Genomic DNA, 26,109 nt, shown 5'->3' with positions numbered 1-26,109 from the left:
CCGAGCGTGAGGAAGCTGAACGTCAGGCACAATTGGCTAAAGAACAAGCTGAGCGTGAGGAAGCAGAACGTCAGGCACAATTAGCTCAAGAACAAGAAAAGCCGAAAAAAGAAGGTTTCTTCTCCCGTCTTAAAAAAGGCTTGTTGAAAACCAAGGCTAATATCGGCTCAGGCTTTGCTTCGGTATTCAAAGGCAAGAAAATCGATGATGAGTTGTTCGAAGATCTAGAAACGCAATTGCTAACAGCTGATATTGGTGTTGAAACTACGATGAAGCTGATAGATAACCTGACTGATGCTGCTGATAGAAAGCAGTTAAAAGACGGTGAAGCTTTATATGATCTAATGAAAAAAGAAATGTCAGAGATCTTAAAAATGGCAGAGCAACCGCTTGAGATCCCTGCCGATAAGAAACCTTTTGTTATCTTAATGGTTGGCGTAAATGGCGTTGGTAAAACGACAACAATCGGTAAGCTTGCCAAACAGTTTCAAAGCGAAGGTAAATCTGTCATGTTGGCGGCTGGCGATACTTTCCGCGCGGCTGCGGTAGAGCAGCTGCAGGTATGGGGTGAAAGAAACAGTATCCCTGTTGTTGCCCAGCACACAGGTGCTGATTCTGCGTCGGTGGTATTTGATGCCTTCCAAGCCGCTAAAGCGAGAAATATCGATGTATTAATAGCGGATACAGCGGGTCGATTACAAAATAAAGATAACCTAATGCAAGAGCTTGAGAAAATAGCTCGAGTAATGAAAAAATTAGACCCTGACGCGCCACATGAAGTGATGTTGACGATTGATGCCGGAACTGGTCAGAATGCGATTAGTCAGGTAAAACTGTTTAACCAAGCGGTTGGCTTAACTGGTATCACACTAACTAAGCTTGATGGTACAGCCAAAGGTGGGGTTATCTTTGCCGTGGCGGATCAGTTTAAGGTGCCAATTCGATATATAGGTGTAGGTGAAGGCATTGATGACTTACGCACCTTTAAGAGTGATGATTTTATCGAGGCTTTGTTCAGTCAAGAATAAATAGAGACATCAGTTGCAATAAAGCGGGCAAATTTGCCCGCTTTATTCGATTGCCGAATTGCTACAATGCCACGGACTGAGTGTCATGGTTAAAATAAGTATAAGAGGCCAACATGATTAAATTTGAGCAAGTGAGCAAAACTTATCCTGGTGGGCACAAAGCGCTGGAAAAAGTGAGCTTTGAACTTGCAAATGGAGAACTCGCATTTTTAACCGGCCACAGTGGCGCTGGTAAAAGTACATTATTAAAGTTGGTTAGCGTGATGGAAAGGCCATCAGCAGGCCGTGTCTATATTAATGGTGTCGATCTCAATACGGTATCTAACCGGCAGGTTCCTTTTGTTCGCCGAGATATTGGGATTATTTTTCAAAACCACCGCCTACTCGAACGCTACAGCGTATTTGATAACGTCGCACTACCTTTAGTTATTGAAGGTACTCACCATAAACAGATCACCAAAAGAGTACATGCCGCTTTGGACAAGGTGGGTTTGCTTGATAAAGCAAAGTGCCATCCGAGTGTGTTATCTGGAGGGGAACAGCAACGTGTTGGCATAGCAAGAGCGATTGTTAACTCGCCGCCTTTGCTGCTTGCAGACGAACCTACAGGGAACTTAGACCCAGAACTATCGATGGAAATTCTGAACCTATTTGAAGAATTTAATCGCCGTGGTACATCCGTTCTTATCGCTACTCATGATTTGGGGTTAATAGCACGTATGAAATACCGTAGCTTCACGCTTAATCAAGGACGCATGCTACAAGATCCGCTGGCGGAGGACACGCTATGAGTTTGCTGTTTAAAGGACGAGGAAATCAGGCTGAACAGAGTAAAAAGTCGGTATTTCATCATTTTTACTTTTTTTGTTTGATGATTATTCGTCAAGGTGTACAGAGCCTTGGGGAAATGTGGCGTACGCCAATGGCCTCTTTAATGACTATTCTAGTTTTGGGGCTTAGCCTGACATTGCCCGCGACGCTTTATGTGGTAGTGAAAAATGTACAGCAGGTAAGTAGCGGGTTTAAAGAGGCATCTGAAATATCATTGTTCGTTAAAGATGAAATGACAGAGGCGCAGACACAAACCTTGGTGAAGCGGCTTGCACTCTATCCAGAAATAGAAAAAGTAGTATTGATAAGTAAAAGCCAAGCTCTGGATGAATTTAAGTCAATGTCAGGCTTTGGTCAGGCGCTTAACTATTTAGAAGAAAACCCGCTGCCTAATGTTGTGCTGGTAACGCCTGTTAGTCGTTTTAGAAAACCACAAGCCGCAACAGAACTTCTCACTAAACTTGAAAAAGAGCGCGAGGTTGAGTTTGGTAAGCTGGATATTGAATGGCTAGAGCGTCTAAATGCACTGCTGGGGCTACTAAAAGAAAGCGTGATCACCGTGGGGTTTCTATTGCTTAGCGCCGTTATCTTGATTATTGGAAATACTATACGCTTATCCATCATGGACAAGAAAGAAGAGATCCAAGTGCTAAAACTGGTGGGAGCGACCAATACCTTTATTCAGGCTCCGTTTCTTTGGACTGGTGTATGGTATGGCATAGTCGGTGGCTTGGTTGCCTTTATCTGTGTTGCCCTTATGCTGTGGTGGCTGGAGTCAGCTGTATCTACAGTGGTTGGGGTATATCAAAGCAACTTTGTGCTTCAGGGAATGGCAGGAAATGAGCTTTTAGTGCTACTTGGCACTGCGATTACTTTAGGGTTTGTAGGCTCTTTTCTTTCTGTACACCGTTATATCAAAGAGATTGAACCTGAAAAGGTGTGATTTAACGCTACAAACACCAATCGACTGCTAAAGTGTAGCAGTCGATTGCCAATTGCTATCAGATTTTAGCACTCAAATAATCAGAACTAATTAAATTTAGCACTGTCATAAAAAAATAACATCGTAAAAAGAAGCCTAGTTAATTCAATATTTTTAATATTATTCATAGGGTTATATTTTATTTTTGAAGTTCTTCTAAAAAGGTTGATTTTAAAAATCAGATAAAGTAGATTGCATTTAGCACTCTAGATGTTAGAGTGCTAAATATACACGAAACGGTTTATCACTGAGGTGAAACATGACTAAAGATTTATACGCATTAGCACTAACTGGGCAGCAAAGCGCAAGTGTTGAAGGTTACCTTCAATCTGTAAGCACAATACCTATGCTTGGCGCTGAGGAAGAGAAAAAACTTGCGACACGTCTTCAGGAAGAAGGGGATCTTAACGCGGCTAAGCAACTCATTATGTCTCATTTGAGATTTGTTGCTCACATCGCAAAAAGTTATTCGGGCTATGGTCTACCTCAGGCTGACTTAATCCAAGAAGGAAATATTGGGTTGATGAAAGCAGTAAAGCGTTTTGACCCAAGTGTGGGTGTGCGTCTTGTTTCTTTTGCTGTACATTGGATTAAAGCAGAAATCCATGAATATGTATTAAAGAACTGGCGTATTGTGAAAGTTGCGACGACAAAAGCGCAGCGTAAATTATTCTTCAATCTGCGCAAAAATAAAAAGCGTTTAGGTTGGTTTAACCAAGACGAAGTGACAACGGTTGCAAATGAGCTTGGTGTAAGTGAGAAAGAAGTTCGCGAGATGGAGTCTCGTATGGCAGGCCAAGATATGGGCTTCGACCTATCTGCTGACGATGATGAAAGCCAAGCGGGTAACTTCTCTCCAGTACAGTATTTGACAGACACAAGTAGCGACCTTGCCGAAGAAGTTGAGCAAGAGCAGTGGCAAGAGCAGTCACATAATCGCCTATTTGCAGCACTGAAAACGCTTGATGAACGCTCTCAAGATATCGTTAGTGCACGTTGGCTTGCTGACGAAAAAGCAACATTACAGGATCTTGCTGAGAAATATAGCGTGTCGGCAGAGCGTGTACGCCAGCTAGAAAAGTCAGCAATGAAAAAGCTGCAAAACGCAATGAGCTAAATTTTGCAAAAATGATAAATCGTGTGTCAAATGCCGCTACTCAGCGGCATTTTTATTTTCTATAAACAGATCAGCATCTTAACTCTCATACCTAGAGACTCCTCTGGCAATCTCAAAACTATCATCATTTTGAGCTTACAAGTGTTCGCTTATTTTACTATAATGCGCGAGATTTTAATTCTGGAGTGGTTAAATTGATTGCCATTATACGAATTCTCTTATTAGCAGTGTTTATCATTGTTAGTGGTATTTGCGGATTGTTATTGTGCATTGTGCGTCCTTTTCATGCCAACAATGTGCACACGATAGCCAAATGGTATGGCTATATGTCAAAGTTGATAGGCGTTGAGTTGGTGATCACGCAGCATGAAAATGCCAAGCATGTTGTTCCTGCGATGTATGTTGCAAATCATCAAAATAATTACGATCTCTTTACGCTGCCGGCCGTGGTGCCAAAAAACACCGTCAGCATGGGGAAAAAAAGCTTAAAGTGGATCCCGTTCTTTGGGCAAATGTATTGGCTATCTGGCAACATTTTGATTGATAGAGCTAATCGTTCTAAAGCTTTAGGTACACTGACCAAATCAGCAAAAAAAATCACCGAGTCAAAACTATCGGTTTGGATGTTCCCTGAAGGAACCAGAAGCTATGGTCGCGGTTTGTTGCCATTTAAAACCGGGGCATTTCACACTGCGATGAGCGCCAACGTGCCTATTATCCCAGTATGTATGAGCTCAACGCATGAGCAGATAAAGCTCAATCGTTGGAATAATGGTAAGGTCTATATTGACATGCTAGAGCCAGAATATTTAGACCCAGAAGTGCCAGCGAGGGATCACGCTGTTCAGATCCATGCTAAAATGGCTCAAAGAATAGCTGAACTAGATGCAAAAGCGAGATGAAAATAATGGAAAACTGGCGTGAGATAAGTGAAGACATCGTTTCTTCATTGCTAGAAGACGGTTCAAACCCTGAAACCCTTTATGAAGTAGAACATCACTTTGTCAGTGAGGATTTTGACAAGCTGGAAGCAGCAGCATTAGCAGCATTTAAATTGGGCTATGATGTTGAAGAGCCAGCAGAGCTTGAGCTCGAAGACGGCGGCAAAATTTGGGGCTTTGATGTTGTTGTAGAAGCCGAACTGGATACCGACGTCATCATGGAAGACGTAGACAAGTTAGAAAAAGTTGCATTAGACGCTGGCGTTGAATACGACGGCTGGGGAACTTATTTCCAAGAATAGCAACTGTATAAAACCCAGCATGTATACGGTGTTGGGTTTCCCTCCTGCAACATTTCATAAATACCTCAAATTAAATCACTTAATTAAGTAAATTGGTATAACAAGCGTTTCTTAGCGGTTGTAATTTCACCATACCTTTGTGTGAATTTAATCTGAATAGATGGTGTTTTATCTCATTCAATGGTATTAATATTCATTGGCTAACTACGTAGTGTAAGCGATTCATGCAGATTGTCCTCCCCATTGAAGATCTTAGACCAGGAATGTTTGTGGATAATGTTCACAAGCATAAGTCTGACGCGGGCATTAAGATCAAATCTCGGGGAATGGTTAGAGATGAAGCTATCATTCAAAAGCTGATTGATAAAGGGGTATTAGAGCTCACCATCGACTTTACGCAGAGCGATATTCCCGTACCACAGAAATACCAGCAGCCAGCAGAACCTGTCACTGAATCACCACAAGCTCCTGAAGAACCTGCCGCCAAAAATGGCATGGATGGTAGTCTTTCCACCGCTCGCAGCAAGCCAAAACCCAAAGCTAAAACGGTGAGTAAAGAACAAACTTTGCAGCAAGAGTTCGCAGTTGCGATGCAAAAGTTTGAAAAAAATAACCGTCAGATCCAAAGCCTCTATGGAGATGTAACATCGGGTTTGAAGGTCGATATGAGCCTCATCAATGAGGTAAGTAAAGACATCGTAGATTCGGTACTGCGCAATTCAAATGCGATGGCGATTTTAACGCGGATCAAAGACAAAGATGCCTACAATTGGCGTCATATGACTAACTGCGCAATTCTGATCACCGTATTTGCCAAGCACCTCGGTTTGCAACAACACATTATTGAACAGTTAGCCATGGGGGCGATGTTGCATGACATTGGTCACGCTAAGCTACCGCAGGGGCTGATCAATAAGCCGGGTAATTTTACCGATCTTGAGTATCGTGCGGTCAAAAAACATGTGGCACAGTCGTTGGGGCTGAGCAAAGGTGAGTCTGGGATCACGCCTATTATGCTGGACATGATCATCAACCATCATGAACGCTTAGATGGTACAGGCTACCCCAGAGGAATTAAAGACGATGCACTCAGCACCGCGGCAAGAATGATGGCAATTGTGGATGTATACGACGCCATAACCTCAGATCAGCACCACAAAGAGGCTGATGAGCCGATTAATGCGTTACGCTTTTTGCTGTCGAGTAAAAAGCAATTTGACCCTATTTTAGTTCAGCGTTTTATTAAGTGTATAGGGGTTCACCCCGTAGGAACTATTGTTAAACTGACCAACGAACGATTAGGATTGGTACTCGAAGGCAATAAACATGCACCCACGGCGCCTCTTGTACGAGTGTTTTACAATACCAAACATCTCCACCATGTTACGGCAAAAGATTTGGATTTAAGCGAGTCAGACATCAAAGTGATCGCAAGTGTTAGGCCGCTTGATTATCAAATTAACCTTTCACGACTACTAAGAGATCAATTATTGATTTAAGGTTTGGATTGCGCGACTGGAAAGAAAGCGTTTTTACAGCGCCTTTTGAGGTTTTGCCATCTAGCAGAGAGCATCGCGCCAGTCATACAGCTTGCCATCATTAATACCCATAGTAATGTTCCCTTTTCCGAATGTAACGCCGCACAGCTTAGCAGCAGTGATAGCAGCGCTGCGACAATAGCACCTAGCCAGTATTGACTGACTGGGTTATCACATTCTCCTGCGTGGCGACAGGCACAGTAGTTTGCTTTGCACAGGCAATATACGCTGAGACCGCAAAATACCAATGCGCAAATGATTAATGCTATCGACATGTTGTTCTCCTTGGCACGATTAGCACACAGAATGACTCATACTCAGATTGAAGAGTGTATATAAGGGATGAAGGTACGTCAATGATATTGGTAATTATTATCATTTGGTAATCTGTCTCATCCGATGAGTTTATAAAGTGCGTAACTTGTTCGTTATATGTTCACTTAATCAACGAAAAGTCGCAAAAAAGGAGATTTCTACTCCACTTTTAGGTAGGGTGTCATGAATTTATTATTCTGCCAATTTGGTGGGTGTGTGGCATAGCTGGATATTGGCTAGGTGAGCAAGGTCAAAGTGAGGCTACGCAGTGTTACTCGAATTGGTTTTTTTAACCATTACTCAGGAAATGGTTAGTTCACAGGGGATTAGAGTATGAACAAAGTATTATTAGGTCTTATCGCATCAGGTGCGATTTTATCGTCATCACAAGCACTAGCTGCCGCCTTCCAACTTGCGGAACAAAACGTATCTGGCCTTGGTCGTGCTTATGCAGGTGAAGCATCTGCAGCCGACGATGCGTCAGTGGTTGCACGTAACCCAGCATTGATGGGTAAGCTATCAGGCACGCAATTATCAGTAGCAGCTATGTATGTTCAACCGGACGTAAGCCTGACGGGAACAGGTACTAGCAATGGTATCCCTGCTTCAGCGTTAAATGACAACAGCATCGCACCAAGTGCTATTATTCCTGCTATTTATGCAACACACAAATATAATGACCAATGGTCGATTGGTGCTGGTATCTATTCACAGTTTGGTCTATCTACAGAGTTCGATGAGGATTATGTGGCAGGCCAAATCGCGGGTGAAACTGAAATCGTCACAGTTAATGCTGGTATCTCCGCATCATACCAAATGGATGAGCAGTGGAGTGTTGCTCTAGGTATTAACCATGTTTATGCCGATGCAAAAATCATCCGTAACTTGGGTGCTAACAACTTAGGTCAGCTGGCTAGCCTTGAAGCTGTTCACCTTGAAGGTGATGATACTGGCTTTGGTTGGAATGTGGGTGTAGCTTATCAAATTGATGAAAACAATCGCCTTGGTTTCCATTATCGCAGCGAAACGGACATTACTTTTGATGGCCACTTCCGTAGTGCTTTGCCTCCGGAAATAGGTGGTACTGGCAACGCATCTGTTCCTGGATATGTAGATATAACACTACCCGCAATAGCTGAAATTTCTGGTTCACATAAGTTAAACTCAGCAACCTCTGTTCACTACAGCGTATTATGGACAGGCTGGAGCAGCTTTGATGAGCTTGAGGCGATTATCGGTACTTCGCAGTCGGCATTCACTAAAGAAGAAAACTTTTCAAACTCTTTGCGTTTCTCTGTAGGTGCTGACTATCAGTTAAATGAGTCTGTTAAGTTGCGTGCTGGCATGGCGTATGATGAATCGCCAGCGGATGAAAACCACCTGTCTATTTCAATCCCAGACACAGACCGTACATGGTACTCTTTTGGTGCTGAGTATACTTTACCAAATCAAGCAACACTTGATTTTGGGATCAGCTTGTTAAGAGGTAAGACTCAAAACTTTATTGAGACTGACAAAGCGCAAAGCAAGTGGGGTTTCCGTTCTAAAGGCCATGCGATGATCTTTGGTCTTCAGTATAACCACAAGTTCTAATTGTGAGAGAACATTAAAAAAGCGGCTTCTAGCCGCTTTTTACTTTCTATAACATAGATTTAAGTTGATATAGCAAAGCATGGGCTTGCTTTGGTGTCATATCATCGGGATCCATATCTGCAAGTAGTGCTTCAACCTCAGAAGGCTCATTGGCAAGCATTAAGCTCTGTTGTAGAGGCGCTGCTACATGAGTAGGCTTATCGCCAATAACACTCTGATGTTGCTCTAACAAAGCGAGTTTCTGTTTCGCCAACTTAATCACGGCTTTTGGCACGCCGGCAAGACTTGCTACCTGTAAACCAAAACTCTTACTTGCAGCCCCTTCCATCACGGTGTGTTTGAAGGCAATGGTATCATTATGTTCAACGGCATCCAAATGCACATTAACAAGGCCTGCTTGCTGCTCAGCCAATTCGGTTAACTCAAAATAATGAGTTGCAAACAGTGTTTTTGCTGCAATTTTGCTGGCGAGATAATCCGCTGTCGCATAAGCGAGTGATAAACCGTCATAGGTGCTTGTACCACGGCCAATTTCATCCATCAGCACCAATGATTGGGCGGTTGCATTATTTAAAATGGTTGCAGTTTCGGTCATTTCAACCATAAAGGTTGAGCGCCCAGAGGCAAGGTCGTCACTGGCACCAATACGAGTAAAAATACGATCGACAATTCCGATGGTGGCTGCGCTTGCTGGCACATAGCTGCCAATATGCGCCATCAACACAATTAACGCGGTTTGGCGCATATAGGTCGATTTACCACCCATATTTGGCCCTGTAATAATGAGCATTTTACGTTCATCATTGAGTTTTACTGGGTTGGCAATGAAGGGCTCTTTACTTACTTGTTCTACGACTGGATGGCGACCATCCACTAAATCAATTTCGGTGCCCTCGGTAAGCGTGGGCTTGCAATAGTCTAGTGTCTGAGCACGTTCGGCTAAGGTGTTTAATACGTCTAAATCCGCAAGCGCCGCTGCCATGACTTGCAATTGTTCAATATAAGGAGCGATGAGTTCAAAAAGCTCTTCATACAGGCGCTTTTCAAGTGCTAGCGCCTTCGATTGGCTACCAAGCACTTTATCCTCATGCTCTTTTAGCTCAGGAATAATATAGCGCTCGTTATTTTTCAGTGTTTGTCTGCGAATGTATTCTGCAGGCACTAAGTGCGAATTGGCGCGGCTGATCTCAATATAAAATCCGTGAACGCGATTATAGCCAATTTTTAATGTCGAGATCCCTGTGCGTTCGCGCTCTCTTTCTTCAAGTTTTTCTAAAACATCCGTGGCACCTGCGCTTAATGCGCGTAGCTCGTCAAGCTCTGCATTGTAGCCCTGTGCTATTACTCCACCATCACGAATGAGAACAGGGGGATTGTCGATAACCGCTCGTTCTAACAAATCTTGTAACTTAGGTAATGCCGGTGAGTGGCTAATGATAGACTGAAGTCTCGCATCCGTTGCATCTTGTAAAATATCATGCAATGGCGGTAATGCTTGTAATGCACTTCTTAAACGCGTTAGATCACGCGGACGAGCGGTAAACAACGCTAACCGTGCTACGACTCGTTCAATATCGCCAATGTGTTTTAGTGCATCGTAAACTTCCATGCATAGTTGTTGTTCGATAAGGCTTGCGATTGCATTGAGCCGAGCATTGAGCTCTTTGCGTTCGCGCACGGGCGTATGAATGCGACGTTTTAGTAAGCGCGAACCCATGGCCGTTGAAGACTTATCTAAAATCTGCGCTAAGGTATTTTCAACACCGCCAGAGAGGTTCAGTGTTAGCTCTAAGTTTTTGCGCGTCGCGGCATCTAAGATCACCGCGTGCTCATTTTTTTCGAGCGTGATCGCACGAATATGAGGTAATGCCGTGCGCTGCGTGTCTTTCACGTATTGCATGACACAACCCGCAGCGATTAAACCCATATTGGCATTGTCGACACCAAAACCGACTAAGTCGCGGGTTTCAAACTGCTGACAAAGTAAATGTTTTGCAGTGTCTAAATCAAACTCCCAATCCGGGCGGCGGCGACTGCCTTTAATACTTTCTAGCACTAAAAGGTTCTGAAATGATTCTGGATATAACAATTCTGCGGGCTGCAAGCGCTGTAGCGTAGAATTAAGTGCTTCGTCAGTCTGTAGCTCTACGATATTAAATCGGCCCGAGTTAATATCAAGATAGGCAACGCCATAACCTAAGTTTTTTGGATGTTGGTAGACCGCCGCAAGTAAATTATCTTGGCGTTCTTGCAATAGTGCTTCGTCGGTGACGGTACCTGGAGTAACAATACGCACAACTTTACGTTCTACAGGACCTTTACTGGTCGCAGGGTCGCCAACTTGCTCACAAATAGCAACAGATTCACCCAGTTGTACCAAGCGAGCTAAGTAGTTTTCAACTGCATGATAGGGAACTCCCGCCATTGGAATCGGATTGCCACCGGCTTTGCCGCGATAGGTTTGAGAAATATCAAGAAGCTGCGCCGCTCTGATGGCATCGTCAAAGAAAAGTTCATAAAAGTCGCCCATGCGATAGAACAGCAAGATTTCTTGATGCTGCGCTTTAATTCGCAGGTATTGCTGCATCATTGGGGTTTGTTGGTTTATAGTGTGTTCTGAATATAGATCTGACGACATTGTTGATACCTAAAAGGTTTTCCTATGGAGCACTACAAAGAGATAGCCGAATATGCGGCACAATTGGGCGCTATTCTAACGAATAACGGCGTAACAATCACTACCGCAGAGTCATGTACAGGTGGTGGGGTGAGTTATGCGTTAACAGATACGCCGGGGAGCTCTGCATATATAGAACGTTGTTTTGTGACATACAGTAATCAAGCGAAGCACGAATTATTGGGAGTATCACAACAAACCTTAACGCAATTTGGTGCAGTGAGTGAGCAAACGGTTGTGGAGATGGCCAAAGGCGCTCAGCGGGCAGCCCATGCTGAAGTTGCCATTGCTGTGTCTGGTATCGCAGGACCAACTGGGGGCAGTGCTGATAAGCCTGTAGGTACTGTTTGGTTTGCTATTGCAAATAGTGACAAAGTTCAGGCATTTCACCAAGTATTTACTGGAAACAGGGCTGAAATAAGAGTTCAAGCTATTGAATTCTCATTAAAAAATACTATAGCAATGGTAAAATCATAAAATTCTACTTGATACTGTAATTTCATACAGTATACTAGGTGTCATTACGCTGAATTGGAGAAGCAAATGAACGATAACAAGCAAAAGGCATTAGACGCAGCACTATCACAAATTGAGCGTCAGTTTGGTAAAGGCTCAATCATGAAACTGGGTGAGAACAAGGCGCTAGATATTGAAGCCATCTCAACGGGTTCACTAGGTCTGGATATTGCACTTGGTATCGGCGGCTTACCAACTGGTCGTATTGTTGAAATCTATGGTCCAGAGTCATCAGGTAAAACAACGCTAACATTACAAGCGATTGCAGAAGCGCAAAAGATGGGAAAAACATGTGCGTTCGTTGACGCTGAACACGCACTCGACCCAATCTATGCTGAAAAGCTAGGTGTAAATGTTGATGAGCTATTAGTATCACAGCCTGATACCGGTGAACAAGCGCTTGAAATTTGTGACATGTTAGTTCGTTCTGGTGCGGTTGATTTGGTTGTTATTGACTCGGTAGCAGCACTGACCCCTAAAGCTGAAATTGAAGGCGATATGGGTGACTCACACGTTGGTTTGCAAGCTCGACTCATGTCACAAGCGTTGCGTAAGCTTACTGCTAATATCAAACGTTCGAACACATTATGTATTTTCATTAACCAAATTCGTATGAAGATAGGTGTGATGTTTGGCAACCCTGAAACCACAACTGGTGGTAACGCGCTTAAATTCTATGCCTCTGTACGTCTTGATATTCGTCGTATCGGTTCAGTGAAAGAAGGTGATGAGGTTGTTGGTAACGAAACTCGCGTTAAGGTTGTGAAAAACAAAGTAGCACCACCATTTAAGCAAGCTGAGTTCATCATCATGTACGGTGAAGGTACGTCGAAACAAGGTGAGTTGATAGACTTAGGTGTGAAACACAAACTGGTTGATAAAGCGGGTGCTTGGTTTAGCTACAACGGCAATAAGATTGGCCAGGGTAAAGCGAACTCAATTAAGTTCTTAAAAGAAAATATTGAGATTGCCAACGAAATTGAAGGCAAGTTGAGAGAAATGCTCCTAGCGCAAGCGGTTATTATGCCTGAAGAGGGAGAAGATAAAGGCCTTGCTGAAGTTGAAGACGATTTGGAGCTATAGGCTAGCCGCTCAAACTTAACTGCTCGTCAGCAAGCTTGAGCTATATTTTAAAAAGCCCAAAGGTTAACCTTTGGGCTTTTTACGTTTTATAAAAGTTTACTTTTGATAACAAAGAGATAGTTATCGATTAATCCGAACAATACAGCTATTTTGATATAAAAATAAAATACGTTGTTTGATTTTCAGCTATTAATCCACCTTTTCAACAAGTTATGACACTTACCTTGATGCTTTACCTCATCAATCTTATTGAAAGCAGAAAAATTAGGCAAATTGGGGTGATTTCGACTATGGTTTTCTGGTAAAATCTGCGCCTAATTTTTTCTAAGTGAATTTGCAATGGGTAAAAACGTCGTTGTATTAGGCACCCAATGGGGTGACGAAGGTAAAGGTAAAGTAGTTGACCTACTTACAGATAAGGCTTCTTTAGTTGTTCGCTACCAAGGCGGACACAATGCTGGCCATACACTAGTAATTAACGGTGAGAAAACGGTACTACACTTGATCCCATCAGGTGTACTACGCGAAGACGTTAAATGTGTAATTGGTAATGGTGTAGTACTTGCACCAGATGCGCTAATGAAAGAAATCCACATGCTTGAAGCACGTGGCGTTCCTGTACGTGAGCGTCTATTGATCAGCGAAGCATGTCCTTTGATCTTGCCTTACCACGTTGCACTAGACCAAGCGCGTGAATTAGCGCGTGGTGAAAAAGCCATTGGTACAACTGGTCGTGGTATCGGTCCTGCGTACGAAGATAAAGTTGCACGTCGTGGTTTACGTGTTGGCGATCTTTTCAACCCAGAGCAATTTGCTGCGAAGCTTAAAGAAGTACTAGAGTTCCACAACTTCGCCTTGGTTAACTACTACAAAGTAGACCCAGTAGACTTCCAGAAGACATACGATGATGCGATGGAAGTAGCAAAAGTACTTAAGTCAATGATTGTTGATGTTACTGAACTACTTGATCAAGCGCGTAATGCTGGTGACCATATTCTATTTGAAGGTGCGCAAGGTACATTGCTTGATATCGACCACGGTACTTACCCGTACGTAACTTCATCAAACACGACTGCTGGTGGTGTTGCGACTGGTGCAGGCTTTGGTCCGCTTCACTTAGATTACGTCTTAGGTATTGTTAAAGCTTACACAACTCGTGTTGGTTCAGGTCCTTTCCCTACAGAGCTTTACGATGGTCAAGATAAGCAAGACTCAGTTGGCAAGCACTTAGGTGAGAAAGGCAATGAGTTTGGTGCAACAACTGGGCGTTTACGTCGTACCGGTTGGTTCGATGCAGTGGCAATGCGCCGTGCAGTTCAAATCAACAGCATCAGTGGTTTTTGCTTAACTAAACTAGATGTGCTTGATGGTCTAGAAAAAGTGAAAATCTGTACTGGTTACCAGTTAGAAGACGGCACAGTGACCAATGTGACTCCACTTGCTGCTGAAGGCTACGAGAAAGTAACTCCGGTATACGAAGAAATGCCTGGCTGGAGCGAAAACACCTTTGGTGCAACTTCAGTTGAGCAGCTTCCAGAAGCCGCTATCAACTATATCAAGCGCCTAGAAGAAATCACTGGCGTGCCAATTGATATCATCTCAACAGGCCCAGACCGCGTTGAGACAATGATTGTTCGCAACCCTTTTGCTGAATAATCCAGCTGTCGATTGATAAAGAAAGAAGCTGCTACGGCAGCTTTTTTTGTGTCTATTACCCTACAAGTTTTTGTCTTCCTGCCGATAAATAAGCGAATGTTTGCTCATATGATAAAATTAGACTGCGCTTTGGCGTAAATAATGCTTAATCATATTTGAGTGTCGATGTTGCTGCAGAGCAAGTAAGTTGCTTTTGTAGCCTGCTATAGTTAAATAATCAGCTTTACTTTGATGGGTCTTCGATGAATTACTTACTTCGTTATTTTGCAGCTACAGCATTGAGTGTTTCCTTAAGTCTCAGTATACAGAGCAAAGTATCAGCCGAAGAGGCAATCGAAGCTGTGCCTTTATACACGCAGCAAGAGCTACTAGCGCTGATTGAAAAAAATCAACACCTCGCTCGGGTTAAGGCGGATGAGTGTCAGCTAGTTAAAGATATTGAAGCGCGTGCTGAAATTATGGCGCTGCCTTCGTATCAATTTCTCTATGGTGACATGCTAGCTTATGCCGTGTGTGTAGACAGAAATGTTGAACTCGGTCTTTATTATATGAAAAGGGCAGCTGAGCAGGGCCTTGCCGCGGCGCTTGAGCAATTAGGTCGTTACTATGATGTTGGCCAGTTGGTGCAAGAAGATAAAGCAATGGCGGTAACCTATCTTAGAGAGGCAGCAGCACTTGGCAACTTAAACGCTCAATTAAGGCTTGTAGATGTGTTTAATCAAGGTCATGGTAGTCCTAGAGACTATGAAGATGCCTATCGATGGTTGTTTCATTCCGCAGTCGCTGATAAAAAGCTACATAAGCGAATTCAGGTAGCACTAGGTGAGTTGGCAAATAAAATGCCTGATAGCGTGGTAAAGCGCGCTAGATTGCCTATATAACCTGAACTTAGGTTAACTCCGTTGGATCAATAGATATTACTTTCAGCAGGTTGTGAGTGGAAAGTAAAAGCGGCGTGATTTACACCGCTAGCTTGTTTCTAAATAAGGCCTGTACGCTTGTTTATTGCTAGTTCAAATCTCAGGTTAAGTGATCTGCTGGCTGCTAAGCTTTGCACCAATTTGGCCTTCTTTATTGGCGTTTGGATCTTTAAGCACCGTTAACTTAGGCGGTTGTAACGCTAATACGCGATCGCCTTCTTCTGGTAGCTTTTTCATGTCAGAGGTAAATGGGCGGATCAACAAAGGCTCTTCATCTTTGTTCTGCTCTGTGAGTACAAACAGTGGGATTGCTTCACTGTTAACTTCTTTATACTGTTCCCATTTAAACTCTTCTGAGATCCGAGTTACGCTCACTTTACCGCCCTTAGCCATCATGCTACTTAGCTTGGCGTAATTACCTTCGTCACCAAACAAGATTTGGCGAGAAAGAAAAGTAGCACTATCTTTGTTCGCCTTAGCATGGTTAGTGGATGATTTGAGCGAATAAACACACTGATCACCGAGTAAGTGAGAAAAGTACTGTACACCTAATGCGTTGTGGTGGCGGTTAGGTGAAAGCGCTAAGACTGATTTTAGGCTGGTCAACGGCAGATAACGTTCTGCATGTTCCGACTGCGGATTACCATAGTAACAAGGCAGCCCGTCCATTCTTGCCATTTTGCAGTTTTCCCATGCGGGATCGGATAGGTAAACATCAACATTTTGATCTTTTAAGCCCTTAGCAACCGCTCTTGCTACATGATTTGCGCCAATAATGAGTAAGGTATTGGGTTTTGGTTGACGAACTCCTAAAAGGCGCGCGAAAGGCGTTGCCGTTAGGCTTTGTAATACTACCGTAATGATGATAACGGTAAAAATGAGTGGCACCATTTTATCCGCATCTGCGATTTGTGATTTTGTCATACTCAACGCAAAAACTGAGCCAACGGCTGCAGCAACAATGCCTCGAGGAGCTATCCAGCTTAACAGAATACGAGACTTAATCGGTAAGTCAGTATTGAACGTTGATAAGAATATCGACAGTGGTCGAGCAATAAACAATACTACCGCGAGAAAGATAAAGACGTCGGTGTCTAGCAGCATTAAATCTTCTAGTTTGAGTCGTGCCGCGAGTAAGATAAATAAGCTCGAAATTAGGATCATTGAGAGATCTTCTTTAAACTCTAACACTGAATCGATTTCCAAGTCATCTTGGTTAGCAAGCCAGATACCAAAGATAGTTACGGCCAGTAAACCAGACTCATGGCTCAGATGGTTCGATAGCGTAAAGCTAAACAACACCAGCGCTAAAATAGCGAATTTGTGAAGCTCGAAAGGAAGCCACTCTTTTCTTATTAGGTAAGTGGTGAGGTAACCTGATGCGACACCAATACTGATCCCCACACCAAGTGTTGATACGAGCGCCCACAGGGTATGACTGAAGATACCTTCGCCACCAACTAAAGAAACGGCTTCAAATACGAGTACCGCAAAGAGTGCACCGATTGGGTCTATGACTATACCTTCCCAACGTAAAATACGGTCTATGTCTTTGTCTGGGCGCATGGCGTTCAGCATCGGGGCAATAACCGTGGGACCGGTCACGACAAGTACTGCGCCCAAAACAGCGGCAACTTGCCAGTTAAGCTCCAGCACGAAAATTGCGGTTGTTGCTATCACCGCAAAGGTTGCCAACATTCCGATAGAACAGAGATTCCGTACGACCTTACCAATTCCTTTGAGCTCTTTAAAATGCAGGGTTAGTGAACCTTCAAAAAGGATAACGGCAACGGAAAGTGAGACGACGGGAAAGAGTAAATCCCCGAGTAAGGCATCTGGATCCAACGTGCCACTAAATGGCCCCAAAGCAAGACCAATAAGAAGTAAAAATAAAATTGCTGGAACCTTAAAGGCCCAAGCAAGCCATTGTGCTATTACAGAACATACTGCAATACCTGCAATGTAGATTGCTGACATAGATTCTCCCCGGTTGGATTATCCCAACATTTTTATCAGTATAGCTAGCATCCAGTTATAACACAGCGCGAATGAGGGTAAAGTGAATAAATTACTGAAAATAAGGTATTATAAAATTGATTTATGGTGATCATAAATAATTAACATGGGATAGGGTTGCAATCTTACCCGAGCTTACGTTAAGGTAATAAGCGTTCAAGGCGTGGAGTAAATCGCGCCGTCATTCACAATCTACTCATTACGCAATTATTCATTGCGGTACAGCCTTTCCGGCCGCACCAAACCATGGTGGCCCTGTTGGAAACGGCTCGACGTCAAGGGTTAAGTACTTGATGTCACAATCAATCTTCTATTAGTGAAATGTCAGCCAGTTAACGATTGTTGCTGTGTCTGGGTTTAGCATGTGTGGCGACATGATGGGACTAAGGTCTTCGCCGTCGCACGTCTGTTTGTTTTATCTATTTGCCGACTTCTTGGTCGATGCATTGCGCTTTCTGTTGTCTTCTAATAGGAGATATTTGGAGTACCAACTCGTGAGTGGGTGGTTAATTTAATGCAGGAATTTATGTCGATGAAACAGTCAAAACGTATAGTAATCAAGATCGGGAGTGCGTTGATCGCGCCAGAGCAAGATGGGTGTCGATCCCGCTATTTACTCAGCATCGCGCAATTCATCGTGCGTTGTCGAGCCCGAGGTATCGAAGTGATCCTCGTCTCTTCAGGTTCAGTCGCAGCAGGGTCGCACTTATTTCCAAACTCAGAGCAGCCTAGCATTGCGGTGAAAAAAGCGATGGCGGCAGCTGGCCAAACCGAGATGATGGCTACGTGGGACCGTTTCTTTGACTTCCCGTCGGCGCAGATATTGCTGACTCACGGCGACCTGCGTGACAGGGAAAGATATACCAGTATTCGTGAAACAATATTCACTTTACTCGATCATGGAATACTGCCTATTATCAATGAAAATGACACCGTGACCACAGACGACCTGAAGGTAGGTGATAATGATAATTTATCAGCCATGGTCGCTGGAGCAGCTGATGCTGACGGGCTAATTATTTGCTCCGACGTCAGTGGTTTATATAACAAAAACCCTAATTTACATGCTGACGCAGAGCTGATTTCAGAAGTGACAGAGATCACTGAAGAAATCTACGATATGGCAGGTTGTCCAACGAGTAAGGTTGGCACCGGTGGTATGAAGACCAAAATTGAAGCTGCTGAAAAGGCGACGTCTCACGGTATAGATACCTATATTGTTAATGGCTTCGAAGAGACAACCTTTGAATTGTTGTTGGCGGGAAAAAATCCAGGCACGGTATTTACAGCCTATGATAAACCGATGCAAGAAGCGGTGCATTGGATGACTCACACAGCATCAGAGCAAGGTGAGCTAGTCGTAGATAGCGATTATGGCTCAGGCGAAAATCAAGTGGTGGGTCAGTTAAGTGGTGATGAAATCACTGAAGTAAAAGGTGAGTTCTCTGTTGGTGATACCATACTCGTAAGGAGTAAAGATGGTAAGCGCTTAGCCAAAGCGACCACCAATTACAGTAGCTGCCTATTAAACTTTTTAACTGAACATGAAGAGAGTCCGATCAGCGAAAGAATTCAAGATAGTATCGGACCCGTTATTTCAGAACAAGATATTGCATTATTGGAGAAGTCATAAGACATGAGTTTAATTACAGACATTTCATCACAGACTGCAAAAGCAGCGAAACAGTTAGCACTATTATCTACAGAGCAAAAAAATGCGGTGTTAGCAGATATGGCAAAAGGGATCCGTGATAACAGCGATGCCATTATTAAAGCCAACGAGGCTGACTTAGCTGCTGCTCGTGATAACCAGCTTAGCGACGCTATGATTGACAGACTAACGCTCGACCAAGCGCGGATTGAAAGCATGGCTGAAGGCATTGAGACGATCATTCAACTGGACGATCCTGTGGGTGCACGTAGAGACATGGGCGTAAGACCAAATGGCATTAAAATCAGCAAAATGCGAGTGCCACTTGGTGTTGTTTGCATGATTTATGAGGCGCGCCCCAATGTCACTGCTGACGCCGGTGCGCTGTGTTTTAAATCAGGTAATGGTGTTATTTTGCGTGGTGGTAAAGAAGCGTTAGCGAGTTCTTTAGAGATCGCAAAGGCGATGCATCAGGCGCTTGAAAAACATAACCTACCTGCCGCGTTGGTTTCTGTTATTCCGGATCCAGATCGCGCATTGCTAATGGAGCTGATGCAGCAAAAAGAATATATCGACCTTATCATCCCACGCGGCGGTGAGGGTCTAATCAATTTCGTTACTGAGAATAGTACGGTGCCAGTGATACAGCATTTTAAAGGCGTGTGTCACTTGTATATAGATAAAGCGGCCGATCTCGATAAAGCAATGGCGCTTCTGTTAAACGGTAAAACGCAGCGTACTGGTGTATGTAATGCGCTTGAAGGGTTAATCGTTCATCAAGATATCGCTTCGACTTTTTTACCGAAAGTTGCTGCTGCATTGGCCGAACGAGGTGTAAAAATCAATGCATGTAAGCAGACCGTAGCTTATTTTGATAATGCCGTTGAATTGAGTGATGACGAGTTTGGCGAAGAATACTTGAGCCTTGAAATAGCGGTTCGTCAGGTTGTTGATTTTAATGCAGCACTTGCGCATATTGATCGCTTTGGCAGTCATCATACCGAAGTTATCTGTACGGAAGACGAAGCGGCTGCTGATTTGTTCCAGCGCGGTGTAGATGCTTCTGTCGTAATGGTTAACGCCTCTTCACGCTTTAGTGATGGTTCAGCGTTAGGCCTAGGTGCCGAGATTGGTATTGCTACAACCAAATTGCACGCTTACGGACCAATGGGCTTAGAGTCGCTAACAACAGAAAAGTTTTTAGTGAATGGTGTAGGCCAAATCAGAGAATAATGAATTTATGCTGCTTGAGTAGATGGAAGAGTTATACTCAGTGGTATACACAGAATGACATAAGTAACTGCAAAGCTCGGGTCGAAAGACTTGGGCTTTTTTCTTTTCGATTTAGGGAGTTAATTTTGTAACAAGTAATAAATGCGGAAAGTGGTGGAGCTAAGCAGGATCGAACTGCTGACCTCCTGCGTGCAAGGCAGGCGCTCTCCCAGCTGAGCTATAGCCCCACATTCCGTCAGTGGACGAAGCGAAATTTAATCATTTTTTATATTCCCGTCAACCCCAGACAAAAAATTTCGCTATTTTTTTATAGTCTTTGTTACACTGAACTGAAAATAAAACGAATTAAGCGAATTATGGTTCTGCGTCATATCTTTTCTATTCTCGTTATTGGGCTGCTAGCGAGTTGTGCATCACAGCCTGATGAGCCTGAACTTATTATCGAAAAACAATCTTTTCATAAGCGCCTTTCACCAACTGGTGATAAAGAATTTGCTTTCATTGTAACAGTACAAGCAACACCCCGAATGGAGTTGGATGCTAGTAAACCTATATCAAGGAGAGAGCTAAAACGTTTTGCTGAGTTTGAACGTATTGAAGATTCTCCCTCTCTAAAACTCAAGCTAGAAGAGCAAGCCGTCGCCTTATTAAAACCGGCTTTGATTGAGGCGGACTACTGCAAGGCAGGTCATAAAATTACCGATGTGTACTGGCGGCAGCGTAGCGTTCAGTTACGAGGTAAGTGTTTGTGATCAGAAACAATCCAAGTGTACTTGTAGAGCGGCTCGCTCAGTTAGATATCAACTATCTCAGTTATGAGCATCCACCGTTACATACTTGTCTAGATGCTGACAACTTGAAGCTAGAGAGAAAAGGGACGCGATTGAAAAATCTTTTCCTACGAGATAACTATGGAAAGCGACACTTTCTTTTTATTATTCCTGCAGATAAGCAAGTTGACCTAAAAGCACTGTCTAAATCTCAAGGGGTGTCGCGTTTAGGTTTTGCATCGACGGACAGGCTAGCAAAGTATTTAGGTGTGGAACAGGGCTGTGTGTCAGCACTCACACTGCATAACGACAGTGAGCAACAAGTCGAATTATGGCTTGATAGTGAACTGCAATCTGCGCATTTATGGCAGTGTCATCCCCTAGTGAATACTAAAACTTGGGTGTTAACGCTCGAAGACCTAAAGCGCTTTTGGCAGGTCACTGGGCACTCACCTCACTGGGTTGACTGTATTTCTCAAACTCAGGACCAAGCCGACCGTACAGACGATAAAAAGTGACGCACAAAACCAAGTGATACCAGCTTGCTCATAAATCAAACCTGGAAGATAAGATCCCAGCACGCCTCCGGAATAATAAAACGAAACATAAGCGCCATTGGTGACGGTTGCAGGTGCCTGACTTATACTGTTGGCTAATGGTGCGGCGGTTGAGTGGATCACAAACATACAGGCGCAGAACAGCGTAAATAAGACCAAGAAAAATAAGATAGATACCATAGGCAAAAGCGCAATAGATGTTGCATAGATGAAGAACATCACCGCTAAAAATTGCCAGGTAGAATGAAATTTACTTTGTAGCCAAGGTGTAATGAGAGACCCTAAAGCACCAACTAAATAGCCTGTATAGACCCAGCCCACTTTACTGGGATCAGTTAAATTGAAGTCGTACTTGAGTATAAAGGGTAAAAAGTTGAGTAGCCCCGCGAAGCAGAAAAACATACAAAATACAGAGCTGTATAATCTCACTAGGCGCGATTGCTTGAGTGGTGCCAAGTAATCACGGACCTTGGTGGCTTGTATTATTGGGGGTTTATTCATACTGGCTCGAATGCTAACTGCCAACACAATCAATAATAATGCGTTTAGGTAATAGAAACTTTGCCATTCAAACCAGACGGCAAAGTTGGCTGCAAGTGTGCGGCCAAAATAACCTCCGGCTATGGTACTTCCGATGTACAAGCTCATGTTTCTTTTCAATTGCGAGTCACTAAATTGTTGGCCGATATAGCCTGTCATCGCAGTGAGTGCGGCAGGTAATAATAGCCCTTGAATTAACCGGATAAACAATAGCCCTGAAAATGAAGTCATTGAAGCAAATGCTAAACTGCTGAGTGCCAAAAGCAGCATGGTCCACTTTAAAATGCGTAGTGGATTGGATCTTGCTAGCAATAATCCGTAGCAGATTGGCGCGATAGCCAAAGGTAGCATAGTTGCTGACATCAGCATGCCAGCATCTGACGCTGACACACTAAATTGCTCGGCAAACTCAGCCAGCAGCGGCTGCGGTGCGTAAAGCACAAAAAAAATGGTCACAGAGCAGAGCAATAGGTGTATGACAGGCATTAAGCAATAAGGCTTTTAATTTCGATGAGTTAGCTTAAATTAAAGCAAACTAGATGACAATTTTTTGCGCTAAATCACGATGCGCAGCAATAATTTTGGTAGTTTTATATTAGATTGGCTGATTCCTCTCTGGTCAATCGAAATTGCTGAGTTAAAATAGTGAAAAGTCTATTTTACGGAGTTGCATGATGGGTTCACTGCAAGATCAGTTACTAAAAGCAGGTCTAACAACTGAGCACAAAGCGAAAGTTGCAAAAACACAAAAGCGTAAACAGCAGAAGAAAAAGAAAAAGGGCGCAACGAGCGACCAAACGGACCTTCAAAAACATATTGAGCAAACAAAGCTCGAGCAGCAAAAGCGTGCCGAAGAGCTAAATAAGGCGAAGCAAGAAACGCTTAAAGACAAAGAGCAAATTGCTCGCGTGAAGCAGATCTTAGAACATCATAACCAAGATGAGATCCGCGGCAATGTGACCTTCAACTTCACATACCAAAATAAAGTGAAGGAGTTAGAAGTTAATTCCGAAACACAAAAAGCGCTATCAAAGGGGCGTTTAGCGATTTGTGTGTTAGAAGAGCAGTTCTACGTACTACAAGATGAACCTGCTAGAAAGATTGCAGAGGTAGACGAAAAATATATCGTTTTCCATGTTGAGGACAATCAGCAAGGTGATGAGGATGACCCTTACGCTGACTTTGAAGTCCCAGATGATTTGATGTGGTAGTGATTAGGCTTTAGGTCAAACTTTAGTCTACACTGACTTACAACGTTAACCGTCAATAAAAAGAGTAATGATATGAGCAAGATGAAAAAACTACTAGTAGGGACTACGGTGGCAATTTGCGCACTAGGGTCAGCAAGTTCAATGGCTGCAGATGGTAAAGCATTATATACAGCGAAGATGTGTCAAACCTGTCATGGTGCAGAAGGTAAAGCTCCAATCATGCCTCTGTATCCAAAGCTAAATGGTCAAAATAAAGAGTATTTAGCGGCGCAGATGAAAGATATCAAATCAGGTAAACGTAATAACGGTATGTCAGCAGCGATGAAAGCGATGGTCGCTAATGTCAGTGACGCTGAAATCGATGCGATTGCAGAGTATCTATCTAAAGTTGAATAACGTCAAAATTAGATATCAAAGATAATAAAAAAACCACCGTTCGCGGTGGTTTTTAGTTGAAGATATAATTAAGCTATTTTAGACTTCTATACATCTAAATGTGGAGTCAATAAGGGATCCCCATGTTCGAATTACCTCAGTTAAATTTAAAAGACAAAGTAAGCGCAGAAGAATGGCAACTGCGTGTTGATCTCGCCGCTTGCTATCGACTGGTTGAGCACTTTCGTTGGGGAGATCTAATTTATACGCATATGTCGGCGCGTTTGCCAGGAACGGATCATTATTTAGTCAACGCTTTTGGTCTGACCTTTGATGAAGTCACCGCTTCTAATTTAGTGAAGGTCGATCTTGAAGGGAATATCCTTGATGATACGCCATTTAAGATTAATCCGGCGGGCTTTACCATTCACAGTGCAATCCATGAAGTGCGAGAAGATGCGCATTGTGTTATCCATCTCCATACCAAAGAGACGGTTGCAGTAGCAAGTGTAGAGGGGGGGTTATTGCCTTTAAGTCAGCATAGTATGTTCTCCTTACCATCACTGTCGTATCACGGCTATGAAGGTTTAGCCGTGAATATGGATGAGAAAAAGCGCTTGCAAGATGACTTAGGTACAACCAATCATATGCTGCTCGTGAACCATGGTGGTTTAACTGTTGGGTCAACGGTAGGCGATGCCTTTATGCGTTTTTATGACTTGCAGCGAGCATGCGAAATCCAAGTTGCGATTCAAGCAACTGGACAACAGGCAGTACCTGTACCTCAACCCATTATTGATAACATATATAACCAAGCGAATGTCGTGCATAGCGGTAGCACCGGTGGTCAATTAGCATGGCCTGCAATGCTTCGTAAAGCTTACCGCCTAGATCCAAGCTTTGCTCAATAGGAGTCAACATGAAAGTTAATCGCGTCGAAGTCTTCGATATTCATTGTCCAGATAGACCTGCTTGGACACCTGTTTTTGTGCGTATTCACACCGATGAAGGTATTTCAGGAGTAGGTGAAGCAGGGCTTGCATACGACCTCGGCCACAGCGCTGCGGCCAGTATGATTAAAGAAATGGCTGAAGCCTTTTTGATTGGTCATGACCCTTTTCAAACTGAGTTGCTCTGGTCCCGTATGCTGAGAGAAAGTTTCTGGGGTTTAGGTGGCGGGCCTGTGGTATATGCGGCGATGTCGGCAATCGATACGGCGCTTTGGGATATTAAAGGTAAAGCCTTAAACCTACCTGTTTATCAGTTGCTTGGTGGTAAAGTGAACCCAGAGCTTCGCACCTATGCCTCGCAATTACAGTTTGATTGGGATAGCGAGTTTAAAGCACTGGTTCAACCGCACGAATATGCTGAAGCGGCCCACAAAGCCATTGCTGAAGGCTATGATGCGGTTAAAGTTGACCCAATTCAGTATGATAAAGATGGCAATACCTATTACGACAGAACTAAGCTTATCTCGCGCGCGGAAATGAAATTATACCGTGCGAGAATGAAGGCTATTCGTGAAGCGGTAGGTGATGAAGTCGACATTATTTTTGAGTGCCACAGCTTACCAGGCGCGACATCAGCTATTCAAATTGCGGATATCGCTGAAGAATTTGATTGTATGTATTATGAAGAGCCGGTGAATTATCTTAACCACTCTTTACATGCAAAAGTAGCCAACAAGACCTCAGTGCCAATTGCTGGTGGTGAACGTTTGTATAACCGCTGGGGTGTTCGCCCTTATTTTGAAGATCAAAGTATTGATGTACTGCAGCCAGATATTGGCCTATGTGGTGGCTTTACGGAAACTAAGAAGGTATGTGATTACGCCGATATCTTTGATATCCGTATTCAGGCACACGTTTGTGGTGGCCCGGTAGCAACCGCAGCTTCATTACACTTGGAAACCGCCATCCCAAACTTCCTGATCCATGAGCATCATACTTACGCAATCAAAAAGTGGAACAGAGAGCTATGCTTGCAAGATCCACAGCCTAAGAACGGTATCTTTAGAGTGTCAGAAGAGCCGGGACTTGGTATTGAGCTAAACGATGAAATCGTAATGCGCTCAGCCCGTGTGGAAATTAAGTAGATATTCGACGATAAGCTTAAATGCCTAATACCAATTTGACTTAATACTTGCTCAATTTGAAGGAGTAAATCTGACGCTAACAGCGTTAAAAATTTCTTATTTAGAACAACTAAATAGCAAAATTTTTGCCTAGTTATCGACAAGATTTTCTCGCCTCAAAAT

Annotated in this window: 24 protein-coding genes and 1 tRNA gene; 20 read left to right on the top strand and 5 right to left on the bottom strand. The window is 43.4% G+C overall.

Annotation, left to right across the window (positions count from 1 at the left end; translation table 11 throughout):
* From ftsY to CWC03_RS04045, 7 genes are all read left to right on the top strand, one after another.
* Positions 1 to 1,028, top strand: a 1,028-nt coding sequence (ftsY, locus tag CWC03_RS04075; protein WP_138580682.1) for a signal recognition particle-docking protein FtsY, incomplete at its 5' end; no start/stop codon positions are given.
* Positions 1,029 to 1,141: 113 nt separating this feature from the next.
* Positions 1,142 to 1,819 (top strand): cell division ATP-binding protein FtsE, encoded by a 678-nt coding sequence (gene ftsE, locus CWC03_RS04070; RefSeq protein ID WP_017218471.1) that lies wholly within the window; start codon positions 1,142 to 1,144, stop codon positions 1,817 to 1,819.
* On the top strand, positions 1,816 to 2,802 hold the full coding sequence (gene ftsX / locus CWC03_RS04065; protein WP_010374104.1) for a permease-like cell division protein FtsX: 987 nt from the start codon (positions 1,816 to 1,818) through the stop codon (positions 2,800 to 2,802). Before ftsE ends, ftsX begins: the two co-directional genes overlap by 4 nt.
* Positions 2,803 to 3,100: 298 nt before the next feature.
* Positions 3,101 to 3,958 carry an RNA polymerase sigma factor RpoH gene (rpoH, locus tag CWC03_RS04060; protein ID WP_010374102.1) on the top strand — a complete coding sequence of 286 codons (858 nt, stop codon included), beginning with the start codon at positions 3,101 to 3,103 and terminating at the stop codon, positions 3,956 to 3,958.
* A gap of 194 nt (positions 3,959 to 4,152) precedes the next feature.
* Complete coding sequence (locus CWC03_RS04055; protein ID WP_171040201.1) at positions 4,153 to 4,860, top strand: 1-acylglycerol-3-phosphate O-acyltransferase; 708 nt, start codon at positions 4,153 to 4,155, stop codon at positions 4,858 to 4,860.
* A gap of 5 nt (positions 4,861 to 4,865) precedes the next feature.
* On the top strand, positions 4,866 to 5,201 hold the full coding sequence (rraB, locus tag CWC03_RS04050) for a ribonuclease E inhibitor RraB (RefSeq protein ID WP_010374098.1): 336 nt from the start codon (positions 4,866 to 4,868) through the stop codon (positions 5,199 to 5,201).
* Between the two features lie 224 nt (positions 5,202 to 5,425).
* Positions 5,426 to 6,700, top strand: coding sequence for a cyclic di-GMP phosphodiesterase (locus tag CWC03_RS04045; protein WP_138580680.1), 1,275 nt, complete (start codon positions 5,426 to 5,428; stop codon positions 6,698 to 6,700).
* On the opposite strand, the gene CWC03_RS04040 is transcribed toward CWC03_RS04045, so the two are convergent.
* A complete protein-coding gene (locus CWC03_RS04040) occupies positions 6,697 to 7,014 on the bottom strand; it encodes a hypothetical protein (RefSeq protein WP_138580679.1) in 318 nt (105 codons plus the stop codon). The two genes, CWC03_RS04045 and CWC03_RS04040, sit on opposite strands and share 4 nt — an antisense overlap.
* A 373-nt stretch (positions 7,015 to 7,387) precedes the next feature.
* Between CWC03_RS04040 and CWC03_RS04035 the strand changes: the two genes are divergently transcribed.
* Positions 7,388 to 8,647: an outer membrane protein transport protein gene (locus CWC03_RS04035; protein ID WP_138580678.1), complete on the top strand. Its 1,260-nt coding sequence runs from the start codon at positions 7,388 to 7,390 to the stop codon at positions 8,645 to 8,647.
* Between the two features lie 46 nt (positions 8,648 to 8,693).
* On the opposite strand, the gene mutS is transcribed toward CWC03_RS04035, so the two are convergent.
* A complete protein-coding gene (gene mutS / locus CWC03_RS04030; RefSeq protein ID WP_138524184.1) occupies positions 8,694 to 11,285 on the bottom strand; it encodes a DNA mismatch repair protein MutS in 2,592 nt (863 codons plus the stop codon).
* A 24-nt stretch (positions 11,286 to 11,309) separates the two neighbouring features.
* On the opposite strand from mutS, the gene CWC03_RS04025 reads away from it, so the two are divergent.
* From CWC03_RS04025 to CWC03_RS04010, 4 genes are all read left to right on the top strand, one after another.
* Positions 11,310 to 11,801 carry a CinA family protein gene (locus tag CWC03_RS04025; RefSeq protein ID WP_138580677.1) on the top strand — a complete coding sequence of 164 codons (492 nt, stop codon included), beginning with the start codon at positions 11,310 to 11,312 and terminating at the stop codon, positions 11,799 to 11,801.
* A gap of 66 nt (positions 11,802 to 11,867) precedes the next feature.
* Entirely contained in the window at positions 11,868 to 12,923 is a 1,056-nt protein-coding gene (gene recA / locus CWC03_RS04020) for a recombinase RecA (RefSeq protein ID WP_138580676.1), read from the top strand.
* Between the two features lie 339 nt (positions 12,924 to 13,262).
* The gene (locus tag CWC03_RS04015) at positions 13,263 to 14,579 is read left to right on the top strand and encodes an adenylosuccinate synthase (protein ID WP_138580675.1); all 1,317 of its coding nucleotides are present in this window, start codon (positions 13,263 to 13,265) and stop codon (positions 14,577 to 14,579) included.
* Positions 14,580 to 14,821: 242 nt separating this feature from the next.
* Positions 14,822 to 15,460: a tetratricopeptide repeat protein gene (locus CWC03_RS04010; RefSeq protein ID WP_128727716.1), complete on the top strand. Its 639-nt coding sequence runs from the start codon at positions 14,822 to 14,824 to the stop codon at positions 15,458 to 15,460.
* 144 nt (positions 15,461 to 15,604) lie between these two features.
* On the opposite strand, the gene CWC03_RS04005 is transcribed toward CWC03_RS04010, so the two are convergent.
* Positions 15,605 to 17,476: a cation:proton antiporter gene (locus CWC03_RS04005; RefSeq protein WP_138580674.1), complete on the bottom strand. Its 1,872-nt coding sequence runs from the start codon at positions 17,474 to 17,476 to the stop codon at positions 15,605 to 15,607.
* A gap of 565 nt (positions 17,477 to 18,041) precedes the next feature.
* Here CWC03_RS04005 and proB point away from each other — a divergent pair.
* Together proB and CWC03_RS03995 are read left to right on the top strand one after the other, a co-directional pair.
* Positions 18,042 to 19,148: a glutamate 5-kinase gene (gene proB, locus CWC03_RS04000; RefSeq protein WP_502705365.1), complete on the top strand. Its 1,107-nt coding sequence runs from the start codon at positions 18,042 to 18,044 to the stop codon at positions 19,146 to 19,148.
* Between the two features lie 3 nt (positions 19,149 to 19,151).
* Positions 19,152 to 20,399: a glutamate-5-semialdehyde dehydrogenase gene (locus CWC03_RS03995; protein ID WP_138580672.1), complete on the top strand. Its 1,248-nt coding sequence runs from the start codon at positions 19,152 to 19,154 to the stop codon at positions 20,397 to 20,399.
* A gap of 151 nt (positions 20,400 to 20,550) precedes the next feature.
* Here the strand turns inward: CWC03_RS03995 and CWC03_RS03990 are convergent.
* Positions 20,551 to 20,626, bottom strand: a tRNA-Ala gene (locus CWC03_RS03990).
* 129 nt (positions 20,627 to 20,755) lie between these two features.
* On the opposite strand from CWC03_RS03990, the gene CWC03_RS03985 reads away from it, so the two are divergent.
* Together CWC03_RS03985 and CWC03_RS03980 are read left to right on the top strand one after the other, a co-directional pair.
* Positions 20,756 to 21,151, top strand: coding sequence for a hypothetical protein (locus tag CWC03_RS03985; protein ID WP_138580671.1), 396 nt, complete (start codon positions 20,756 to 20,758; stop codon positions 21,149 to 21,151).
* A complete protein-coding gene (locus CWC03_RS03980) occupies positions 21,148 to 21,687 on the top strand; it encodes a prolyl-tRNA synthetase associated domain-containing protein (protein ID WP_138580670.1) in 540 nt (179 codons plus the stop codon). The genes CWC03_RS03985 and CWC03_RS03980 overlap by 4 nt, the downstream gene beginning before the upstream one ends.
* On the opposite strand, the gene CWC03_RS03975 is transcribed toward CWC03_RS03980, so the two are convergent.
* Positions 21,619 to 22,752 (bottom strand): MFS transporter, encoded by a 1,134-nt coding sequence (locus CWC03_RS03975; protein WP_138580669.1) that lies wholly within the window; start codon positions 22,750 to 22,752, stop codon positions 21,619 to 21,621. The genes CWC03_RS03980 and CWC03_RS03975 overlap by 69 nt on opposite strands.
* A 188-nt stretch (positions 22,753 to 22,940) precedes the next feature.
* On the opposite strand from CWC03_RS03975, the gene CWC03_RS03970 reads away from it, so the two are divergent.
* The 4 genes from CWC03_RS03970 (at position 22,941) to CWC03_RS03955 (ending at position 25,947) form a co-directional block, all read left to right on the top strand.
* Positions 22,941 to 23,477 (top strand): DUF2058 domain-containing protein, encoded by a 537-nt coding sequence (locus tag CWC03_RS03970; protein WP_010378951.1) that lies wholly within the window; start codon positions 22,941 to 22,943, stop codon positions 23,475 to 23,477.
* Positions 23,478 to 23,549: 72 nt separating this feature from the next.
* A complete protein-coding gene (locus CWC03_RS03965) occupies positions 23,550 to 23,873 on the top strand; it encodes a c-type cytochrome (RefSeq protein WP_138580668.1) in 324 nt (107 codons plus the stop codon).
* A gap of 122 nt (positions 23,874 to 23,995) precedes the next feature.
* Positions 23,996 to 24,763, top strand: coding sequence for a class II aldolase/adducin family protein (locus CWC03_RS03960; RefSeq protein ID WP_138580667.1), 768 nt, complete (start codon positions 23,996 to 23,998; stop codon positions 24,761 to 24,763).
* An 8-nt stretch (positions 24,764 to 24,771) separates the two neighbouring features.
* Complete coding sequence (locus CWC03_RS03955) at positions 24,772 to 25,947, top strand: mandelate racemase/muconate lactonizing enzyme family protein (RefSeq protein ID WP_039493039.1); 1,176 nt, start codon at positions 24,772 to 24,774, stop codon at positions 25,945 to 25,947.
* The last annotated feature ends 162 nt before the right edge of the window (positions 25,948 to 26,109 follow it).

Origin of the sequence: Pseudoalteromonas sp. S2755 (assembly GCF_005886535.1) — a bacterium.
GTDB lineage: Bacteria > Pseudomonadota > Gammaproteobacteria > Enterobacterales > Alteromonadaceae > Pseudoalteromonas.
Note: the sequence above shows the minus strand (reverse complement) of the source record. Positions and strands in the feature narration are given on the sequence as shown.

Bases quoted from the DNA above. Each gene is read 5' to 3' on its own strand.
- ftsE (WP_017218471.1), top strand. From the start codon at position 1,142: ATGATTAAATTTGAGCAAGTGAGCAAAACTTATCCTGGTGGGCACAAA.
- ftsX (WP_010374104.1), top strand. From the start codon at position 1,816: ATGAGTTTGCTGTTTAAAGGACGAGGAAATCAGGCTGAACAGAGTAAA.
- rpoH (WP_010374102.1), top strand. From the start codon at position 3,101: ATGACTAAAGATTTATACGCATTAGCACTAACTGGGCAGCAAAGCGCA.
- rraB (WP_010374098.1), top strand. From the start codon at position 4,866: ATGGAAAACTGGCGTGAGATAAGTGAAGACATCGTTTCTTCATTGCTA.
- CWC03_RS04045 (WP_138580680.1), top strand. From the start codon at position 5,426: ATGCAGATTGTCCTCCCCATTGAAGATCTTAGACCAGGAATGTTTGTG.
- CWC03_RS04040 (WP_138580679.1), bottom strand. From the start codon at position 7,014: ATGTCGATAGCATTAATCATTTGCGCATTGGTATTTTGCGGTCTCAGC.
- CWC03_RS04035 (WP_138580678.1), top strand. From the start codon at position 7,388: ATGAACAAAGTATTATTAGGTCTTATCGCATCAGGTGCGATTTTATCG.
- mutS (WP_138524184.1), bottom strand. From the start codon at position 11,285: ATGTCGTCAGATCTATATTCAGAACACACTATAAACCAACAAACCCCA.
- CWC03_RS04025 (WP_138580677.1), top strand. From the start codon at position 11,310: ATGGAGCACTACAAAGAGATAGCCGAATATGCGGCACAATTGGGCGCT.
- recA (WP_138580676.1), top strand. From the start codon at position 11,868: ATGAACGATAACAAGCAAAAGGCATTAGACGCAGCACTATCACAAATT.
- CWC03_RS04015 (WP_138580675.1), top strand. From the start codon at position 13,263: ATGGGTAAAAACGTCGTTGTATTAGGCACCCAATGGGGTGACGAAGGT.
- CWC03_RS04010 (WP_128727716.1), top strand. From the start codon at position 14,822: ATGAATTACTTACTTCGTTATTTTGCAGCTACAGCATTGAGTGTTTCC.
- CWC03_RS04005 (WP_138580674.1), bottom strand. From the start codon at position 17,476: ATGTCAGCAATCTACATTGCAGGTATTGCAGTATGTTCTGTAATAGCA.
- proB (WP_502705365.1), top strand. From the start codon at position 18,042: ATGTCGATGAAACAGTCAAAACGTATAGTAATCAAGATCGGGAGTGCG.
- CWC03_RS03995 (WP_138580672.1), top strand. From the start codon at position 19,152: ATGAGTTTAATTACAGACATTTCATCACAGACTGCAAAAGCAGCGAAA.
- CWC03_RS03985 (WP_138580671.1), top strand. From the start codon at position 20,756: ATGGTTCTGCGTCATATCTTTTCTATTCTCGTTATTGGGCTGCTAGCG.
- CWC03_RS03975 (WP_138580669.1), bottom strand. From the start codon at position 22,752: ATGCCTGTCATACACCTATTGCTCTGCTCTGTGACCATTTTTTTTGTG.
- CWC03_RS03970 (WP_010378951.1), top strand. From the start codon at position 22,941: ATGGGTTCACTGCAAGATCAGTTACTAAAAGCAGGTCTAACAACTGAG.
- CWC03_RS03965 (WP_138580668.1), top strand. From the start codon at position 23,550: ATGAGCAAGATGAAAAAACTACTAGTAGGGACTACGGTGGCAATTTGC.
- CWC03_RS03960 (WP_138580667.1), top strand. From the start codon at position 23,996: ATGTTCGAATTACCTCAGTTAAATTTAAAAGACAAAGTAAGCGCAGAA.
- CWC03_RS03955 (WP_039493039.1), top strand. From the start codon at position 24,772: ATGAAAGTTAATCGCGTCGAAGTCTTCGATATTCATTGTCCAGATAGA.